Here is a 13,728-nt window from a genome sequence, read left to right as displayed (position 1 = left end):
GGGGATGTTCGTTGAGGGGCGGGCACCGTGAGAGTACCCGGTCCGCGCCAGTACGGTGCCAGGACCCCTTGGAGGCGTCAGTTCCAGTCGTTGTAGGCGCCGTAGCCACCCGCGTCGGCGAGCTGTTCGGCGACCCCTTCGAGGTCCTCGGGAAGCAGGCCCCAGACGATCAGGTCGGTCCTGATGTCGGTCCAGCCTCCGTCTGTGCCGTTCTCGGTCCGGGTGCGCGCTATGCGGGCGTTGCGCAGCACTCCCTCGCTGATGCAGCCGAGCTTCTGGGCGACCTGCTGGGAGGCGGTGTTGTCGGCGGCGGTGCGCAGTTCGATGCGCTCGAAGCCCTGATCACGGAAGAGCCACTGGGCCAGCGCCAGCACGGATTCGGTGGCGTATCCCTCGCCGCGTGCCCAGGGTGCGGTGATGTACGCGGCCTCGGTGGCGAGGGTGCGCCAGTCGGTGTTGCGCAGGCGGACCGAGCCGACGAGTCGCTGGGTGAGGAATTCGGTGACGGCGAAGACGATGCCGTCGCCCGTGGTGCGCTGTGCGGGTGCGATCCTGCGGACCCAGCGTTCGGCGTCGACCTGGGTGTAGGGGTGAGGGGCATCGGTCCAGGCGGTCACGAGTTCGTCGTTCATCATCTCGATGTACGCGGGGATGTCCGCCATGTCGAAGGGGCGCAGCACCAACCGATCCGTGCTGATGGAGATGTCCGGAAAGGTGGAAGTCATGCGCAGCTCCATGCCGAAGACCGTGTAAAGGCACAGCATGCAGCATCGGGTCGGCGTTGTGCATGGGCGGGTCCGTACGACGGAGCCCCGCGCCCCCTTGGTGGGGTTGCGCGGGGCTCGTCGGACAAATTCCGTGCGGGTGTCAGGACTTGGCGGCGGTGCCGAAGGCCGGGATGACCGAGCCCTGGTAGGTGTCCTCGATGAACTTCTTGACCTCGTCGGAGTGGAGGAGCTTCACGAGCTTCTGGACGCGGGCGTCCTTCTCGTTGCCCTTCTTCACGGCGATGATGTTGGCGTACGGGTTGCCGTCGGCCTTCTCCAGCGCAAGGGCGTCCTTGGCGGGCTTGAGCTTGGCCTCGATGGCGTAGTTGCCGTTGATGACGGCGGCGTCCACATCGTTCAGGGCGCGGGGCACGGTTGCGGCCTCCAGCTCCTTGAACTCCAGGCCCTTCTTGTCGGTGATGTCGCTCAGCTTGGCGTCGGTGCCGACACCGGACTTGAGGGTGATCAGACCGTTCTGGGCGAGCAGCTGGAGGGCGCGGCCCTCGTTCGTGGTGTCGTTCGGCACCGCGATGGTCTGGCCGGACTTGATGTCACCGATGGCCTTGACCTTCTTGGAGTAGAGGCCGAGGGGTTCCAGGTGGACGGTGCCGACGGAGACGAGGTGGGTGTTGTTCTTCTTGTTGAAGTCGTCGAGGTACGGGGCGTGCTGGAAGAAGTTGGCGTCGACCTGGCCGGTCTCGGTGGCGGTGTTCGGCAGGACGTAGTCCGTGAACTCCTTGACCTCCAGCTTGAGGCCCGCCTTGGCCGCCAGGTTCTTCTTGACGAAGTTCAGGATGTCGGCGTGCGGCGTCGGGGACGCTGCGACGACGAGCGCCTTGGAGGTGTCGGCCTTGGCGCCGGTCTCGCTCTTGGAGGCCGGGTCGGACGACGTGCCGCAGGCGGTGAGGCCGAAGGCCAGGGCGGCGGTGGCGGCGGCAGCTGCGGTGATCTTGATGTTCTTACGCACGAAAAGTGCCTCTTTCTGGTGGTGGTGCGCCCGGACAAGGAGTTCGGGCTTGAGCGGAGAGGAAGTCTCAGGTGGTGGTGCGGCCCCGGCGGGCCAGCAGGCGTACGGCTCCGTCGCCGATCAGCTGGATCACGGTCACGATGACGATCAGCAGCGCAACGGTGATGAGCATGAACTGGTTGTCGAAGCGCTGGAATCCGTAGGTCACGGCCTTGGAGCCGAGCCCCTCGCCGCCGACCGCACCGGCCATCGCGGAGTAGCCGATCAGCACGATGACGGTGGTGGTGACGCCGGAGATGAGCGAGGGCAGCGCCTGCGGCAGCAGTACCTTGCGCACGATCGTCGGGATGGATCCGCCCATCGACTGGACGGCCTCGACGAGCCCGTGGTCGACCTCGCGGACGGCCGTCTCGACGAGCCGTGCGAAGAACGGGATGGCGCCGACGGCGAGCGGCACGATCATCGCGGTCGGGCCGATGAAGGTGCCGACGACCCAGGTGGTGAAGGGGATCAGGGCGATCAGCAGGATGATGAACGGCAGCGAGCGGCCGATGTTCACGATCACGCCGATGACCTTGTTCACCGGGGTGTTCTGGAGCAGTCCGCCCTTGTCGGTGAGGACCAGCAGGACGCCGAGCGGCAGTCCCACGAGAACGGTGACGACCGCGGACCAGAGCACCATGTAAAGGGTGTCGATGGTTCCCTGGGTGAGCAGCGGCTGCATTTCGGACCAGGTCACTTCGCCACCTCCTTGGTGAGCGTGGCGGGGGTCTGTACGGGGATGGAGGCGGCGTCGTGCTCCACGACCTCGGCCTGCAGGCCCTGCTCCCGCAGGAAGCCGATCGGGACGACGTTCTCCTCGAAGCGGCCGGGCAGCTCGATGCGCATCCGGCCGATCTGGTTGCCGCCGACGGTGTCCATCGCGGCGCCCAGGATCGAGATGTCGATGTTGTATGTACGGGAGAGCTGCGAGATCACCGGCTGGGTGGCGGCCTCCCCGTGGAAGGTGACGTCGACGACCGTGCGGTCGGGGCCGGAGGCCGTACCGCCGACGGGGAACAGCTCGTGGGCCAGTTCGGAGCCGGGGGTGGCGAGCAGTTCACCGACGGTGCCCGACTCGACGATGCGCCCCTTCTGCATCAGCGCAGCCGAGTCGCAGATCGTCTTGACGACGTCCATCTCGTGCGTGATGAGCAGAACGGTCAGGCCGAGCTGCTGGTTGAGGTCGCGCAGCAGCTGGAGGATGGAACGCGTGGTCTCGGGGTCGAGGGCGGAGGTCGCCTCGTCGGAGAGCAGCACCTTGGGATCTCCGGCGAGTGCGCGGGCGATGCCGACGCGCTGCTTCTGCCCGCCGGAAAGCTGGCCGGGGTAGGCCTTGGCCTTGTCGGCGAGGCCGACCAGGCCGAGGAGTTCGAGGGCCTTGCGGGAGCGGTCCTTGCCGGAGACCCCGAGGATCTCCAGCGGGAGTTCGATGTTGTCCTGGACGTTGCGCGAGGCCAGCAGGTTGAAGTGCTGGAAGACCATGCCGATGCGGCTGCGTGCCTCGCGCAGCTCCTTGCCGGCCCGCCGGCCCCGGCCCGCGAGGGCGGTGAGGTCCTGGCCGGCCACGGTCACGGTGCCGGAGGTGGGGCGTTCCAGGAGGTTGATACAGCGGATGAGGGAGGATTTTCCGGCGCCGCTCTGTCCGATGACGCCGTACACCTCGCCCTCGCGGACGTGCAGGTCGACGCCGTCCAGGGCGGTGACCTCGCGGCCGCGCGACTGGTAGACCTTCGTGAGGCCCGAAGTGGTGATCACAGGGGTTTCCGTCACTGTCGAGTGCGCGGCGCGGTGTCCGCCGGGCACGGGGCATTCGTCTGATGAGACTCTTCGGACGTTTCGATCGGACGTTCCAAGCAGGGGTCTCGGCACGGCTGGGTGCGGCGGGTGGCCGGGACAGCGGTGCTCGGGCAGGCTCGTTCCGCCGGGTGCGGACGGCTCGGGCTCGGTCTCGCTTCGGGGCGCGAGGCTCAGGCGGGGGCCCTCAGAAGGCGCGCATTCGACACATACAACGAGCACCGGGCGTCGTGATCGCCTCGGTCGCAAGGATGCGGTTGCTCGTCGTGGTCATGGCCCAAGTAAAACAGACGTGACTTTCCGTCCGGTCCGCCTGTCCGAATAGCGGACAGCCGTGGATGGCGGTGCGAGCCGGTTCAGCCGACCGCCGTGATTTCCACGCCCTGGGCTGTGACCTGCACCGATACCGCGGAGAGGTCATCGATGACGACATCCGCGTCCAGCTCGGAACGGTCGTGCGTTGTGGCCAAGGCCACGGTCTTCATGCCTGCCGCCCGTCCGGCCCGGAGTCCGGCGGGGGTATCCTCGAAGACCACACAGCGCGCCGGGTCGACGCCGAGGCGCGAGGCCGCCAGGAGGTAGGGCTCCGGGTCGGGCTTGCCCCGGCTGACGTCCTCGGCGGCGATCATCACGGGGAAGTCGATCCCCACCTCGCGCAGCCGGGCCTCGCCGAGCGGCCGGGTGGCGGAGGTGACGACGGCCCAGCGGTGCGCGGGCAGCGCACCGAGCAGCTCCTTGGTGCCGGGCAGGATCACGACTCCGCCGGAGGCGTCCTCGACCTCCAGCTGTTCTATACGGGCCAGGGCCCTGTCGACCCGGTCCGCGGGAAGCAGCTCGGCGATGATCTCGCCTGCCGTCCGGCCGTGCAGCTCGACGCCCTGGAAGTCCTCCGCCGTGATCCCGTACTCCTGGGCCCACCGGGTCCAGCAGCGGTACACCGACTCGATCGAGGACAGCAGTGTTCCGTCGTTGTCGAACAGCAGGGCCTGGGCATGAATCTTCATGTGCATCGACACTAGGGCCTTGCCCTCGGGCCATGCCCTCCGGGTACGGGGGCGCACGCAGGGGGCCTTTTGGTCCGTAATACCCTCACCTCATGCTTGACGCCCTGACGGTCGCGGTCGCCGTGACCGCGCTCGCCCTCGCCGCCTGGTGCGGATTCGCCGCATACCGGGATCAGCCGACCAAGGACTGGCACTTCATCGGGATGGCAGTGGTCTCCCTGCTGGCGCTGGCCCAGCTGGTGGTGGGCATCGTGCAGTTGTCCCGGGGCGAACGGCCCGAGCAGGGCATGACGATCTTCATCGCGTATCTGATCGGGGCCTTCCTCGCCGTGCCCGCGGCCGGTTTCCTGTCGCTCACCGAGCGGACCCGATGGGGTTCGGTGACGGTGGCGGCCGGCGCGGTCGTGCTGGCCGTCCTCGAAGTGCGGCTCTACGACATCTGGGGAAACTGACCGTGACCGACACCGATCGCACCCCCGCAGCGGCCACCGGCGAGAGGCAGCCCTTCGACCTCGGCACCGGTCCCGGCCGGGTGCTGGTCTGGTTCTACGGGGTGTTCACCGTCGCGGCGGCCTCCCGCTCGATCGTCCAGATGATCCTGGACTTCGACAAGGCGCCGCTCGCCTATGCGCTGTCGGCCGTCGCCGCCCTCGTGTACGGATTCATCACGTACTCGCTGGTGCGCGGCGGCGAGAAGGCGCGCAGGTCGGCGCTGGTGTGCTGCGCCGCCGAGCTCCTGGGTGTGCTGGTCGTGGGGACCTGGACGATGGTGGAGCCCTCGGCGTTCGCGGACGCCACCGTCTGGTCCGACTTCGGTATGGGCTATCTGTTCATCCCGGTGATCCTGCCGATCACCGGGATGATGTGGCTGCGCCGGGCGAAAAACGCGTAGGCGGGGCGAGAACGCGTAACCGGCCCTACGCGCTGGCCACATAAGCGGGGGCGGTCGCGTCCTTCTCCAGCAGGATCATCCGGACGCCGTCCTGACCGGTCTCGTTGCCCACGGGGGCGTAACCCGCCCGCTGGTAGAGCCGCAGATTGCCCTCGCTGCGATGGCCGGTGTGCAGCCGGAAGCGAGTGGCCGACCGCTCGTCGACGAGTCCCGACTCCGCGGCCCGCAGCAGCCGGGCGCCGAGCCCGTGCCCCTGGAGCCGCGGGTGGACGCAGAGCCTCGCGATCTGCCCGGTACCGTCCTGATCGGTGGATCCGCGGACCGAGCCGACGACCTCGTCCCCCAGCCGCGCCACGAACACCAGATTCGTGGCAATCTCCGCGCGCACCGAATCGAGGGTCTGGACGAGCGGGTCGATCCGGTAGTTCCCGTACAGCTCCGCCTCGCTCTGGAAGCTGAGGTACTGAAGTTTCAAGATCTGTTCGGCGTCCTGCGCCGTCGCCGCCGAGATGATCACGCTCATGCCCATGTGCGCATGCCTCCGCCCACCTGATCCACCGGTTGTCTAACGCTCCTTTCCCCGCGGTTCAGGAGCTACAACCTCCGCCGCGAGCATTCTGCGCAGACATCCAAGGCATCGGGAACGGATCGGACCCAAACTCCCCTGTGACATACCCAACTTCCCTGCGATTTCCCGGTAGGTGGGATCACCGGGCGCGAGCATCGCCGCCAGCAGCCGGGCGCACCGGCCGGGCAGCCGGTCCACCGCGGCGCGCAGCACCCGGCGTTCATCGGCACCGACGGCGATCCGCTCCGGGCAGCCGGCCGGATCTGCGGAGGCCTCGTCACGGTAGGGGCGTTCGCGCCGGGCGGTACGGCGGGCCCTGCGGGCCTCCGCCCGTACGGCGTCCCGCACCCAGCGCGCCGCGTCCACCGGCGGCCCGTCCTGCGCGAGCCGCTCCAGCAGCCTTAGCCAGACGGCCTGTTCGAGATCGGCGGGTTCGATCGCCGCGCCCGTCGCCGAGGCTGCCGCCTCGGCCGCGGCCTCGGCACTCACCAGTGGATACAGGGAATGGACGACCGCCGCAGGGCCGACCGCGGTCCCCGCAGGGGCAAGATCGATAAGCGTCATGCCCCGGCCGACGCACCTGTACCGACGGCCGGTTGCCGTAGCCGGCGAGCACCACCCGACCGGGGCACGCCCCGGCCGGGTGCTGACGCAGGTGTCACTTCGCGGCGAAGTCCGCCGCCGCGAGAAGAGCGGTATCCGGATTATCGGAGAAGATCCCGTCGATGCCCGTCGCGAAGTACGCCTGGAACGCGCCGAATACGTCACCGTACGCGTTGGGGTCCGTGCCGCGTCGGAAGTCGGCAGGCAGGAAGGAGTTCTCGTTGCGCATGGTGTACGGGTGGAGGACCAGGCCCTGGGCGTGCGCATCCTTCACCAGCGTGGTCGGTGCGGTGAGCCGGCCCGAGGTGTCCTTGGGAATGATCAGGTCCAGGGTGGGTCCGATGCCCTGCGCGAAGGACGCCATCCACTTCAGGCCCTCGGGCTTCACCAGGTCGGCGACGGTGCGCGGATCTCCGGACGTCACGAAGTCCCAGGGCCGCACGCCCGCGCCGGAGAGCAGCACGACGCGCGGGGTGGCGACGAGTCCGGCCAGCCGCTGGATGCTGCCGGGCTCGAAGGACTGGAGGATGAGCGGCGACTGCTTGCGGTGGCGGTTGTAGCGGCGCAGCAGCTTGGCGAGGGGCTCCTCGAGCCCGAGGCCGAGGCCGCGGAAGTACGTGGGGTGCTTGGTCTCGACGTACAGCCAGACCGGCTTGCCGCGCTTGCGGCCCTCGCGGTCGGCCCACTGGAGCACCTCTTCGAACGTGGGGACCTCCCAGCGGCCGTCGTAGAGCGTGTTCTTCTGACGGGTGCCGGGGATGCGCTCCTTGGCGCGGAGCGTCTTCAGCTCGGCGAGGGTGAAGTCCTCGGTGAACCAGCCGGTGAGGGAGACCCCGTCGACCTTCTTCGTGGTCTTGCGGCTCGCGAACTCGGGGTGGGCGGAGACGTCGGTGGTGGCGGTGATGTCGTTCTCGTGACGGCAGACGAGATGGCCGTCCTTGGTCGGCACCAGGTCCTGCTCGATGATGTGCGCGCCCATGTCGAGGGCCAGCTGGTAGGAGCCGAGAGTGTGCTCGGGCCGGTAGCCGCTGGTACCGCGGTGTCCTATGACGGTGGGCACCGGCAGGTCGAGGCGGAAGCCGTGGCCCCCGCCGTGGCCGCCGGACCGCTCGGAGGCCTTCCCGGCGGCGTCGGCCGGTCCGCCTGCCAGTCCGAGGGCGGCCGTGCCCAGTACGGCGGCCCCCGCTCCCAGCAGGGTTCTGCGGCCGGGACCTGCCTGCGCGCGCTCTGTCATGAATGCTCCTCGCGTGTGATGTCTCGCACCTGTCGGGCGAGGCTTGAGCGTAGGGAGTCGTACCGTCGTAGGAGCAGCTCCTGGACGAACTTGGCGGAAACACACGTCAACACTGCGTATCCACTCGATGAACCCGATGTGCGATGGGCGAGAACCCGCGAGTATCGTCCTCACCTGCATGGACCGTCACGATCCCGCGCCCCGGCCGGCCCGGCCACTACACCGGAGGAACCGTTGTCCCGACACGCACTCATCAAGGCAGTGCTCGGACCGATCTTGCGTCTGATGTTCCGCCCCCAGGTGGAGGGTGTGGAGAACATTCCCGGGGACGGTCCGGTGATCCTCGCGGGCAATCATCTGACGTTCATCGACTCGATGATCATGCCGATCTGCTGCGACCGGCAGGTTTCCTACATCGGCAAGGACGAGTACGTGACGGGCAAGGGGCTCAAGGGCCGGGCGATGGCCTGGTTCTTCACGGGCTGCGGCATGATCCCGGTGGACCGGGACGGCGGCCGCGGCGGTGTCGCGGCGCTGATGACGGGCCGTCGGGTGCTGGAGGAGGGCAAGGCGTTCGCCATCTACCCGGAGGGCACCCGCTCCCCCGACGGCCGCCTCTACCGGGGCCGTACGGGCATCGCCCGGCTGACACTGATGACGGGTGCACCGGTGGTGCCGTTCGCGATGATCGGTACGGACAAGCTGCAGCCCGGTGGTGCCGGTCTGCCCCGTCCCGGCAAGGTGACGGTCCGTTTCGGTGCTCCGATGGAGTTCTCCCGCTACGAGGGCATGGACCGCGACCGCTATGTGCTGCGGGCGGTGACCGACTCCGTGATGGCCGAGGTGATGCGGCTGTCGGGTCAGGAGTACGTCGACATGTATGCGACGAAGGCCAAGGCCGCGTGAGCTGACGCGCAGGACATACGGAAGGGCCCGTACCCCGGTCGGTGGTACGGGCTCTTCCGTATGTCGTCGCAACTCGTACGGCCCAAGGCGCGGGCAGCTACTGGTGGACGATACCGTCCTCCAGCTTCTGACCGCGCAACAGGAACCAGGCGGCGACGGCCGTCGCCAGCAGGACCGCCGCGCCGACACCCGCCGCGAGCCGCAGTCCGTCGACGAACGACTCCTGTGCCGCGGAGACCAGCGCGCTCGCCTGCGGCGCCGGAAGGCCGTGGGTCGCTTCGACGGCACCGCCCAGCGACTCATGGGCCGCTGCGGCGTTGGCGGACGGGACGCCCCTCGGGGTGGCGAAGTCCTGGTAGACGCCGGTGACGATGGAGCCGAGCAGGGCGATGCCGAGGGCCGCGCCGAGTTCGTACGCCGTCTCCGAGACCGCGCCCGCGGAGCCTGCCTGCTCCTTCGGGACGCTGGAGAGGATCACATCGGAGGTGACGGTGAACGCAAAGCCCGCACCGACGCCGACGACCAGCAGCACCGCACCGATCAGCGGATAGGCGGTCTCCTTGTGGATCAGGGTGACCGCGGCGAGCGCCAGGCCGATCGCCCCGAGACCACCGGACACCACCGACCGCACCGAGTAGCGCCGGGCTGCCAGGCCGGCGATGAGACCCGCAGTGACCGCACCCACGGCTGCGGGCAGTTCGGCGAGCCCGGCCTCCAGCGGCCCGCGTCCCTGTACCAGTTGCAGGAACTGGGAGAGGAAGAAGACGAGCCCGGACAGCCCGAGGATGGTCAGCAGATCGGCGAGGACCGCACCCGAGAAGCCCCGGTGGTGGAAGAGCCGCATGTCCAGCAGGGGTGCGGGGAGCGTGAGTTGTCTGCGTACGAACCAGCAGAGCGCGGCCAGACCGCCGATGCCCGTGACGGCGACCTCCCAGCTCGCGCCGTGCGCGGCCAGTTCCTTGACGGCGTATACGACTCCGATCATGCCGATGAAGGAGAGCGCCACGCTGACCAGGTCCCACGGGCCCGGTGCCGGATTCTTCGACTCGGGGATCATTTTGATGCCGACGGCCACGAGGACGGCCATGACCGGCAGGTTGATCAGGAAGACCGAGCCCCACCAGAAGTGCTCCAGGAGGAAGCCTCCGACGACAGGGCCGACGGCCGCACCCGCGGAGGCCATGGCTCCCCAGATACCGATGGCGAGGCTGCGCTCGCGCGGATCGTGGAAGAGGTTGCGGATCAGGGCGAGTGTGGACGGCATCAGGGTGGCACCGGCGACACCGAGCAGCGCCCGCGCCAGGATCATCATCTCGGGCGTGCTCGCGTACGCGTTGAGCACGGACACCGCACCGAAGGCGACGGCACCGGTCAGCAGCAGCTTCTTGCGGCCGATGCGGTCACCGAGGCTGCCCATGGAGACGAGGAGCCCGGCGATGACGAAGGAGTAGACGTCGCCGATCCAGAGCAGCTGGGTGCCGGACGGCTTGAGGTCCTCGGTGAGGAAGGGGGTGGCGAGGCCGAGAACTGTGGCGTCCACGGCCACGAGCAGCACAGCGAGGACGAGGACGGCCAGGGCGATCCACCGCCCCGGACGGCGCAGTTCCTGGGAGGTTTCCGCATGCTGTTCGAGACTGCTCATCGCTCCACGCTCCGGCGTGCACCGCCGAGCAGCAACTCGACGATCATGTATTGGAAGTCCTGGCTTGCGACCCGGCCGTCCTGGACGGCCCAGGCGCCGGAGGAGATGAGCCCGTAGAGGGCCTCGGTCAGCCAGGCGGGGGTGAGGTCGATCCGGAATTCACCGCGCTCCTGGCCTCGTCTGAAGAAGGCGGAGACCCGGGCGTCGAGGCGGTTCCAGCCCTCGTTCACCTCTTCGCCTTCGAAGAGCTGGTTCTCGGTGACGAGGAAGGAGAGCAGTCCGGCGCTCGGCTCGACGGCCGCGACGAGTCGGCGCAGCGCCTCCTCGCAGCTCCCCTCGTCGAGCGCGGCGGCGTCCAGGGCCGCTTCGAACTCCTGGATTCCCAGGCTCTCCAACGCTTTGACCAGGGCGTCCCGTCCGGCGAAGTGCCGGTGCAGGGTGGCGCGTCCGATGCCCGCGGCTCTGGCGACCTCGTCCATGGTGGCGGTCGATTTACGGGTCAGCAGGGCGGCGGCGCTGCGCAGCACCTGCTCACGGTCGAGAGTCATGAGACAACGATAAACCATATGAGACAAGAATGTCTCACCGGAGGTGTCTGCCTCCGTGGAAGGGAGGGAGGACGATGTCCGCATGAAGCCGCTGCTGCTGATCGACATCGACGGTCCGCTCAATCCGTACGCGGCTCTGATGCGCCGGCGGATCCCGGACGGCTATGCGCTGTATCTGATGCGGCCGACGGGGTGGGACTACGGGACGCCGCTGCCCGTCCTGCTCAACCCGGAACACGGCCGGGCGCTGCTGGCCCTCGCCGGCCGTTACGAACTGGTCTGGGCGACGACCTGGAAGGACGAGGCCAACGTGTGGATCGGGCCGCGGCTCGGGCTGCCCCCGCTGCCGTACGTCGACTGGCCGTCGATGCATGGCGGCGCACCGGACGGTACGTACTGGAAGACGCAGTACATCGTGGAGTACGCGGCCGGCCGTTCGCCTGGGTCGACGACGAGATCGCCGAGCAGGACCGGGAGTGGATCTCGGGGCAGGGGGCGGCCGAGACGCTGCTGATGTGGATCGACCCGCGGATCGGACTGCTGCCGGCCGATTTCGAGCAGCTGGCCGAGTGGGCGGACGGCCGCCGGGGCGGCGGACACTGAGCCCGCGGTACGGCCGCCCGCCCGGGGTCAGTCGTTGAGGACGGTCAGATCCAGGTCGGGGAGGCGGGCCGGGTCGTTGATCACGGACATCTCGACGACCTTCCCCCGCGCGACCGTGAAGATCATGACCGAGAACCGACGGCCCTCGCGCGTGGAGATGACGGCCAGGTTCCCGTCGACCAGTGCCCGCTGCGACGACCGGGCGAACGGCGCGAACATCATCGCCTGACGGGCCACGACCGCGGCGCCCCGCACCAGGGACGGCGCACCGACACCACCGGCGCCGAAGTCGGAGCGCACCACCACGTCCGGGTCGAGCACGGCGACGAGTGCCTCGAAGTCACCGTCGCGGGCGGCGGCCAGGAAGGCATCGACCACCTCGCGCTTGCGGGTGAGATCGGGGTCCGGATCCGGGTCCACCCCCTGAACCCGGCGACGGGCCCGACTGGCGAGCTGCCGGGCCGCGGCCGGGGTGCGGTCCACGATGCGGGCGATCTCGTCGAAGGGCACGGCGAACATGTCGTGCAGTACGAAGGCGAGCCGCTCGGCGGGGTCGAGCGTTTCGAGGACGACCAGCATCGCGAGACCGACCGAGTCGGCCATCAGGGCCTGCTGCTCGGGATCGGCATCCGGCTGTGTGCCGAGCACCGGTTCGGGGGCGTGTGCCTCGGGTGCCTGTGTGTCGAGGGGCGCCTCGCGGCGGGAGCGGCGTGAGCGGAGCATGTCCAGACACACCCGCCCGACGACCGTCGTCAGCCAGCCGCCGAGGTTCTCGATCGCCCGGCTGTCGGAGCGGCTGAGCCGTATCCAGGCTTCCTGGACGGCGTCCTCCGCCTCGCTCGCCGAGCCGAGCATCCGGTAGGCCACGGCCTTCAGCTGAGTCCGGTTCTCCTCGAAGCGCTCTGCCAGGAACTCGATTCCGTCCACAGTCACATTCCTCCGTAGTGTTCCGTCAATGTGATGACGAACCGGATCTCGTGGATGTGACAGGTGGATCAGCGCCGCTTCACCGGCGCCGGGCACGCCCGCTCAGCTCCACGGCAGCCCGGCACGATGACGCCAGTACGCCTCCGGCTCCTCCACGAGCGCATCGAGCCGGGCGCGCCGCTCCTCGTCGAGGTCGACGACGGCCGCGTGCAGGTTTCCGGCGAGCTGGTTGACGGTCGCCGCACCGGAGAGCACCACACCGGCCCACGGCTGGTGCAGTACGAGCGCCAGAGCGATCGTGTCACTGCCCAGGCCGGCCTCGGCGGCCATCTCCTGGACAACGGCGGGGGCTTCCGTTCCGGCGAGCCGGCCGTTGGCCATGGCTTCCTTGACGATCACGGTGAGCCCGGCGTCATGGGCCTCGGCGAGCGCCGTTCCGGCCGAGGTCTCCAGGGCGTTGTAGGTGGCCTGGACCGTACGGAAGAGCGGCTCGCCGTCGACCGTGACGGCAAGAGCGGCCCGGATGGCGTCGGCCTGGGCGGGCCCGCTGGTGGACAGGCCGACGCCGACCCCCTCCGCGGCGAGTGCGGCGAGCCGTGCGTGCAGATCCTTGTCGGTGAGGGCCGGGCTGTCGGCGGTCACCGAGTGGATCTGGTAGAGGTCGAGGCGGTCACCGAGCAGGGCGTCGGTCTCTGCGCGCTGGCGTTCGAACATGGCGAGGCTGTGGTCCTTGACCTCGTGCACCTCGGCTTCGACGCCCCAGTCGGCGGTGTAGGTGTAGCCCCACTTGCTGCCGATGACGACATCGCGCACTTCCGGGTGCACCGTCAGCCACTCGGCGAGGAACTCCTCCGAACGGCCGTAGGAGCGGGCCACGTCGAAGTAGCGGACGCCCTGGGCATAGGCGGCATCCAGCAGCTCGTGGGTGCGCTCGCACAGCGCCTCGACACTGCGGTCACCGGGCAGATCGCGGTCGCGGTGGAGGTTGATGTAGCCGGGCCTGCCGACCGCTGCCAGGCCGAGCCCGATGTGGGCGGTCGGAGTAGTCGCTGTGGCCGATGGGGCCTCCCCTGGTCGAGCGAAGCCGAGAGCTTGGGGAAGGGCGAAAGGCATCGTGGGCTCCTCGTCGATCGGGTGCGCTCCCCGTCAACGTAACCCAGCTCGGGAAAACCTGAAGGCGGGGAGCGTACGGCCGCTCCCCGCCTCGATTCGCCTTCGGCGCTGCTGGTTC

General features: G+C 68.9%; 15 protein-coding genes and 1 pseudogene. 4 read left to right on the top strand and 12 right to left on the bottom strand.

Annotated features, from left to right (window positions below; all coding sequences use genetic code 11):
* Window positions 1-77: 77 nt before the first annotated feature.
* From NRF20_RS35880 to NRF20_RS35860, 5 genes are all read right to left on the bottom strand, one after another.
* Complete coding sequence (locus NRF20_RS35880) at window positions 78-764, bottom strand: GNAT family N-acetyltransferase (RefSeq protein WP_266363044.1); 687 nt, start codon at window positions 762-764, stop codon at window positions 78-80.
* A gap of 103 nt (window positions 765-867) precedes the next feature.
* Window positions 868-1,734 (bottom strand): MetQ/NlpA family ABC transporter substrate-binding protein, encoded by an 867-nt coding sequence (locus tag NRF20_RS35875; RefSeq protein WP_398629039.1) that lies wholly within the window; start codon window positions 1,732-1,734, stop codon window positions 868-870.
* 67 nt (window positions 1,735-1,801) lie between these two features.
* Window positions 1,802-2,473 (bottom strand): methionine ABC transporter permease, encoded by a 672-nt coding sequence (locus NRF20_RS35870; RefSeq protein WP_327276226.1) that lies wholly within the window; start codon window positions 2,471-2,473, stop codon window positions 1,802-1,804.
* A complete protein-coding gene (locus NRF20_RS35865; protein ID WP_413753935.1) occupies window positions 2,470-3,531 on the bottom strand; it encodes a methionine ABC transporter ATP-binding protein in 1,062 nt (353 codons plus the stop codon). Before NRF20_RS35865 ends, NRF20_RS35870 begins: the two co-directional genes overlap by 4 nt.
* A gap of 395 nt (window positions 3,532-3,926) precedes the next feature.
* On the bottom strand, window positions 3,927-4,574 hold the full coding sequence (locus tag NRF20_RS35860) for an HAD family hydrolase (RefSeq protein ID WP_413753934.1): 648 nt from the start codon (window positions 4,572-4,574) through the stop codon (window positions 3,927-3,929).
* A 92-nt stretch (window positions 4,575-4,666) separates the two neighbouring features.
* On the opposite strand from NRF20_RS35860, the gene NRF20_RS35855 reads away from it, so the two are divergent.
* Window positions 4,667-5,026: a hypothetical protein gene (locus NRF20_RS35855; RefSeq protein WP_072484474.1), complete on the top strand. Its 360-nt coding sequence runs from the start codon at window positions 4,667-4,669 to the stop codon at window positions 5,024-5,026.
* Window positions 5,027-5,028: 2 nt separating this feature from the next.
* Window positions 5,029-5,466: a hypothetical protein gene (locus NRF20_RS35850; RefSeq protein ID WP_266363033.1), complete on the top strand. Its 438-nt coding sequence runs from the start codon at window positions 5,029-5,031 to the stop codon at window positions 5,464-5,466.
* A 25-nt stretch (window positions 5,467-5,491) separates the two neighbouring features.
* On the opposite strand, the gene NRF20_RS35845 is transcribed toward NRF20_RS35850, so the two are convergent.
* The 3 genes from NRF20_RS35845 to NRF20_RS35835 form a co-directional block, all read right to left on the bottom strand.
* A complete protein-coding gene (locus NRF20_RS35845) occupies window positions 5,492-5,995 on the bottom strand; it encodes a GNAT family N-acetyltransferase (RefSeq protein ID WP_398629042.1) in 504 nt (167 codons plus the stop codon).
* Between the two features lie 36 nt (window positions 5,996-6,031).
* A complete protein-coding gene (locus NRF20_RS35840; protein ID WP_413753933.1) occupies window positions 6,032-6,598 on the bottom strand; it encodes a sigma-70 family RNA polymerase sigma factor in 567 nt (188 codons plus the stop codon).
* Window positions 6,599-6,692: 94 nt separating this feature from the next.
* The gene (locus NRF20_RS35835; RefSeq protein WP_413753932.1) at window positions 6,693-7,871 is read right to left on the bottom strand and encodes a glycerophosphodiester phosphodiesterase; all 1,179 of its coding nucleotides are present in this window, start codon (window positions 7,869-7,871) and stop codon (window positions 6,693-6,695) included.
* Between the two features lie 234 nt (window positions 7,872-8,105).
* Here NRF20_RS35835 and NRF20_RS35830 point away from each other — a divergent pair, with 234 nt between their 5' ends.
* Window positions 8,106-8,777 carry a lysophospholipid acyltransferase family protein gene (locus tag NRF20_RS35830; RefSeq protein ID WP_266363024.1) on the top strand — a complete coding sequence of 224 codons (672 nt, stop codon included), beginning with the start codon at window positions 8,106-8,108 and terminating at the stop codon, window positions 8,775-8,777.
* Between the two features lie 97 nt (window positions 8,778-8,874).
* On the opposite strand, the gene NRF20_RS35825 is transcribed toward NRF20_RS35830, so the two are convergent.
* Both NRF20_RS35825 and NRF20_RS35820 read right to left on the bottom strand, forming a co-directional pair.
* Window positions 8,875-10,419, bottom strand: coding sequence for an MFS transporter (locus NRF20_RS35825; protein WP_413753931.1), 1,545 nt, complete (start codon window positions 10,417-10,419; stop codon window positions 8,875-8,877).
* Window positions 10,416-10,967: a TetR/AcrR family transcriptional regulator gene (locus NRF20_RS35820; RefSeq protein ID WP_398629045.1), complete on the bottom strand. Its 552-nt coding sequence runs from the start codon at window positions 10,965-10,967 to the stop codon at window positions 10,416-10,418. The genes NRF20_RS35825 and NRF20_RS35820 overlap by 4 nt, the downstream gene beginning before the upstream one ends.
* 82 nt (window positions 10,968-11,049) lie before the next feature.
* Between NRF20_RS35820 and NRF20_RS35815 the strand changes: the two are divergent.
* A pseudogene (locus tag NRF20_RS35815) lies at window positions 11,050-11,570 on the top strand (hypothetical protein).
* A 27-nt stretch (window positions 11,571-11,597) separates the two neighbouring features.
* Here NRF20_RS35815 and NRF20_RS35810 read toward each other — a convergent pair.
* Together NRF20_RS35810 and NRF20_RS35805 are read right to left on the bottom strand one after the other, a co-directional pair.
* Window positions 11,598-12,497 (bottom strand): sigma-70 family RNA polymerase sigma factor, encoded by a 900-nt coding sequence (locus NRF20_RS35810; protein ID WP_266363018.1) that lies wholly within the window; start codon window positions 12,495-12,497, stop codon window positions 11,598-11,600.
* Between the two features lie 102 nt (window positions 12,498-12,599).
* On the bottom strand, window positions 12,600-13,610 hold the full coding sequence (locus NRF20_RS35805; protein ID WP_398629046.1) for an aldo/keto reductase: 1,011 nt from the start codon (window positions 13,608-13,610) through the stop codon (window positions 12,600-12,602).
* Between the last annotated feature and the right edge of the window lie 118 nt (window positions 13,611-13,728).

Origin of the sequence: Streptomyces sp. R-74717 (assembly GCF_047305335.1) — a bacterium.
GTDB classification, from domain to species: domain Bacteria; phylum Actinomycetota; class Actinomycetes; order Streptomycetales; family Streptomycetaceae; genus Streptomyces; species Streptomyces atratus.
The sequence above is the reverse complement of the archived record's forward strand: the minus strand, read 5'-3'. Positions and strand labels throughout refer to the sequence as shown.

Coding starts and splice junctions, on each gene's coding strand:
- NRF20_RS35855 (WP_072484474.1), top strand. CDS start 4,667: ATGCTTGACGCCCTGACGGTCGCGGTCGCCGTGACCGCGCTCGCCCTC.
- NRF20_RS35825 (WP_413753931.1), bottom strand. CDS start 10,419: ATGAGCAGTCTCGAACAGCATGCGGAAACCTCCCAGGAACTGCGCCGT.
- NRF20_RS35840 (WP_413753933.1), bottom strand. CDS start 6,598: ATGACGCTTATCGATCTTGCCCCTGCGGGGACCGCGGTCGGCCCTGCG.
- NRF20_RS35845 (WP_398629042.1), bottom strand. CDS start 5,995: ATGGGCATGAGCGTGATCATCTCGGCGGCGACGGCGCAGGACGCCGAA.
- NRF20_RS35835 (WP_413753932.1), bottom strand. CDS start 7,871: ATGACAGAGCGCGCGCAGGCAGGTCCCGGCCGCAGAACCCTGCTGGGA.
- NRF20_RS35820 (WP_398629045.1), bottom strand. CDS start 10,967: ATGACTCTCGACCGTGAGCAGGTGCTGCGCAGCGCCGCCGCCCTGCTG.
- NRF20_RS35880 (WP_266363044.1), bottom strand. CDS start 764: ATGCTGTGCCTTTACACGGTCTTCGGCATGGAGCTGCGCATGACTTCC.
- NRF20_RS35860 (WP_413753934.1), bottom strand. CDS start 4,574: ATGAAGATTCATGCCCAGGCCCTGCTGTTCGACAACGACGGAACACTG.
- NRF20_RS35805 (WP_398629046.1), bottom strand. CDS start 13,610: ATGCCTTTCGCCCTTCCCCAAGCTCTCGGCTTCGCTCGACCAGGGGAG.